Below are 4215 nucleotides of genomic sequence, written 5' to 3' on the forward strand. Positions count from 1 at the left end.
CTATTATCCATCTTTATGTATATTCGGCCGCCGTTATATCGAATCAGAAGAGGTCGTTGAAGACGTGGTTCAAGACGTTTTTACATCCTTATGGGAAAACCGCCATAGAATAAATATCGAAACTTCTGCAAAGAACTATTTGATTACCATGACCCGAAATTTCTGTCTGAATTACTTACAAAGAAACCGGATAGAACAAAATTACATACAAGGGAAAATGACAAACCCGTTCGAGATCGGCAGTAACGATCTGGAAGAAGTCGTTCTTTTCTCCGAACTTAAATCTTTGATGATAGAAACTCTGAAAACACTACCTTTTGAATACCAACAGGTATTCATTATGAGCCGGTTCGAAAACAAAAATTACCGCGAAATTGCTGAAACTTTGGGTATATCGGTAAAGTCGGTAGAACGTTATAAAATGCGCACAGAGATGAAACTCCGTGAAAACTTGCAAGACTACATCTCTATTATGATTATCGTAATGATCATACAAATTCTTGCGGAAATGAATCATTGACAATAAAATTTCTCTCAAACCCGGCCCGAGCAAAATTCAGACAGTTCTAACATTTGATTTGACGTTTTTTCAGGTATCGGGCCGGGGTTTCTCCGATGCTTTTAACAAAAGCACGATTAAATGTAGATAGAGAGTTGAAACCGCTTAATTCGGCTATTTCCATTAAAGTCCTGCGTTCATCCGATGAGAGCAGAGCACAAGCCTCCTTTATTCTGAATCCGTTTACATATTCATAGAAAGTCGTGTCGAGATCGTTATTTAAATATTCCGACAGATAAGTACGGTTTGTCCCTATTGCCGTCGCCACTTCGGTAAGAGTCAGTTTAGGATTTAGAAACATTCGTTCATTTTCCATATATTCTTGCAATTTTTTAAAGGGAAAATTTTGTATCTCATGAGACCCTTTCTGTTCAGGTTTCGGCATAAATAATCTGGACGTACTCGGCATTTCTATAACCGAATGTTTTTGGGATAATCGATAAATATAAGTCCAAACGATAATAGATATTGCATAATAAGCGGCATCGTTCAACCAATTTTCTTCCCAAAGGAGAATGGTCCAGAGTACAAGACATATATATAATGCTGTTATAGCCTTGCGTACCCATGAAATACTCAAGTTCTCGATATCCGAGAAATTGTTTTTTATATAATTGTCACGACGGGAACTTGCCATGAAAACAATAACAGTAATTATTGTTCCGAAAACAAGGGCATATAACATTGCCGCCTTAAAAATAACAGAAGACGGGTATATGATGTATGCGACTATAAATAATACCGAAGGCATAGACATTCCTATGATTCTGCGTAATGTGACCCATCCGGGAGAGATAACTTCGAAGAAAAAAAGAGCCATTAACGGAACATATAACATATCGGTACTCATTGTTATACTCGTTATATACGGGTTGTACCATACGCCTTTTATCAAAAATCCCATATCCTTGAATTCGAGGAATGCAAGAAAAATCATGCTACAGAAAAGCAACCTCATCATATTGCTGCGGTGTCTTAAAGGATATAACTGAATACTGGCAAGTATAAAGAACATAAATGCTGCACCATGTATAAAATGTGCTAAGTTCTCATAAAATGGATTCATTGTTCATCTCGTTAATCTATTCTGACAAATAGGGCTTTATTTACAAAGATATAAGAATTATAAAATTTATACAACACATGCAGTTTAATGATTATTGCATATATTAATATTATAATCATTTTATTGTGAACATATTATAGTGAAAATTCGATTTGAAGATTTGAGTTTGTCCAAATTTTGCCAAGATTGGCTTTGAGAGTTCCATTTGAGTATATATTCTTGTTTTTATAAGAATGACAGCAGCTTTCTGACGAATGAAAACGAGAAAACAGGCCGGATAACATTTTTTATCGAAAAACTCAAGCTGTCCCTAATATTCTATGTCATTTTTATCGAATGACTCCTTTTTTTGTTTTAATGACACGATAATTTATTTATTGAATATTCTTTTTATCGATTGATTCCCTGAATATTTCGGGTTATTCTCATATTTGTTTTCAACTTAATTCCAAAATATTTTTACAAATTCATCAATAATCCTCACCTATCGTATGAAGAAGTATAGTTATCTACTACTTATTTTCCTATCCGTTTACTTCACCGGATGTGAAAAAGATGAGACCATAACAGAACTTGAAGAAGCGACATTATCCGTTTCTCCCGAAAATCTGAATTTCGACGAAAACAATCCGTCAAACAATCAAATTACCATTATCTCCAATGTCTCATGGAGTATAAATGTCAGCAACAACGCTTTGAAAGTCGACAAAAGCGAAGGTGGGCCCGGAGAAAACAAAGTTTCTGTAACCGATATTCCCACAGGCGAAACCTATATGCTTACGATCTCTACCGTAAAAAGAAACGAGACAGATAAAACAATATCAAAAAGTATCGCCGTAACTCGTCAACCGAAAGGCTTCACCAGCGAAACAGTCTATTACGATAATCTCGACAAAGCAATTTGGAGCGGAAGCGGAAACCCATTTATAGACCAATGGGACGGTTATATAAATGCGACGGGAACGGGTGCTGAAAACATCGAATATACGGGACGAACCGTTTCTGTTCGAAACAATTTTCAATCTTCGGGATATGCAGGAGCATCTCGCAAAAATGCATTCTATTTCGGAGGAAAAGATGCTTATGTGACGGTCAATAATATACAACTTCAACCCGGGCAAACGTCTTTTCAGCTCTCTTTCGGATGTTGTAAATTCGAAGGCGACTTCGATACATCTTCCAATATCAAAGTATATATCAGCGGAAACGGAAGTTCGATGAAACCTCTTGCCTACAACCGGTCTACAACAAACTCTTGGGCGCTGGCAACCGCTCTGTTCAGTATACATAACACAGTTCCCCAAACACTATCCATCATGTTCGTAGCCGACGACTACAATATCAGAATGGATGACATCAAACTGGTAACGAGCAATCAGTCGACAGAGCAAATATTCGATTTCTCCACAACGAACTATTCATGTGTAGAGACACCCAAAACTATCAAAACCAATAGTAATTACAAATATGTTACACATTTTGCCGAAACATTGATAAGCCAAAAGCATGTACGCAATTACACGGCATGTTACGACACATACCGACACAATCCCATGTGGGTGGCCTATCCTGTACACCAATGTTACCATGAAAAAGGGTTCGGACGTACAAATCCTGATCCTTGGCGTCCCGACCCGAAATTTTCGGCAAGCCAGCAATCTGTTATCTACCCGAGTGACTGGAACGATTGGCCTTGGTCAATGAACGGTAATGAACCTACCGACTTATACTATTATTGGAGGCCTTATAATAACAAAAACTTTACCAAAGGACATTTACTGCGCTCGGCCGATCGAGGTGGCGCTGGAAGCGAAATGAACATACAGACTTTCTATCCTACCAATATCGCTCCCGAAGCATATCTATACAAAGATCATTGGAGCAAAGTGGAAGAGTTGTTATCCGATACATGGGAATGTTCCGATACGACATACGTCGTTGCAGGATGTTATTATGCAAATGATGGTTACAAAACTTATGATGCAAGTAATTGGAATATCCTGTCGACTTTATCCAAAGAATGCGTAATTCCAACAGCTCGATACAAAGTAATACTTCGTACCAAAAACGGAAGTTCAGGTAAACCGATCGCCGAATGTTCACCGGACGAAGTTATGACAATCGGATTCTGGTTTCCGCAGAATCTTAACAACGAAAATCCGAGTACGACACCTCCGTTAAGCAACTATATATACTCGGTATCTGAAATAGAACAAAAGATCGGCAACGAATTCGAATTTTTCCCGACAGCTCCTGCCGAAGTTAAAAATCGAGTAAACATCAATGACTGGCCGGGACTGAACTAAAAATCTGTCTAAATTTTCCAATAAAATAGAGTTTAGACAGGTCTTAAAACTCTATCAATGAAAAGACCTGCCCGACAAATGGGGAATGCCGGACAGGTCTTCTTTATATACCGATCAACAAAAACTCAAATAATCGCAGTACGATATAGTCTTCAAAAGAAAAATAAAACCGATATTTCAACAAAATAATAAGTGGCATATAAACAAAAAAAATGGTTGTCTCACGACAACCAATCTTCGTTAACCTTAAATCTAATACTATGAAAAACACCGTGCAAATATAG

General features: G+C 37.6%; 3 protein-coding genes. 2 read left to right on the forward strand and 1 reads right to left on the reverse strand.

The window, feature by feature from the left end; translation table 11 throughout:
• A partial coding sequence (locus tag AC1WHX_RS10870; RefSeq protein WP_481229339.1) for an RNA polymerase sigma-70 factor occupies window positions 1-520 on the forward strand: 520 nt, incomplete at its 5' end.
• A 46-nt stretch (window positions 521-566) separates the two neighbouring features.
• Here the strand turns inward: AC1WHX_RS10870 and AC1WHX_RS10875 are convergent.
• Window positions 567-1625, reverse strand: a complete 1059-nt coding sequence (locus AC1WHX_RS10875) for a helix-turn-helix domain-containing protein (RefSeq protein ID WP_022601993.1) — start codon at window positions 1623-1625, stop codon at window positions 567-569.
• Window positions 1626-2116: 491 nt separating this feature from the next.
• Here AC1WHX_RS10875 and AC1WHX_RS10880 point away from each other — a divergent pair, with 491 nt between their 5' ends.
• The gene (locus tag AC1WHX_RS10880; protein WP_122338157.1) at window positions 2117-3931 is read left to right on the forward strand and encodes a DNA/RNA non-specific endonuclease; all 1815 of its coding nucleotides are present in this window, start codon (window positions 2117-2119) and stop codon (window positions 3929-3931) included.
• The last annotated feature ends 284 nt before the right edge of the window (window positions 3932-4215 follow it).

The organism is Coprobacter sp. (assembly GCF_982436375.1).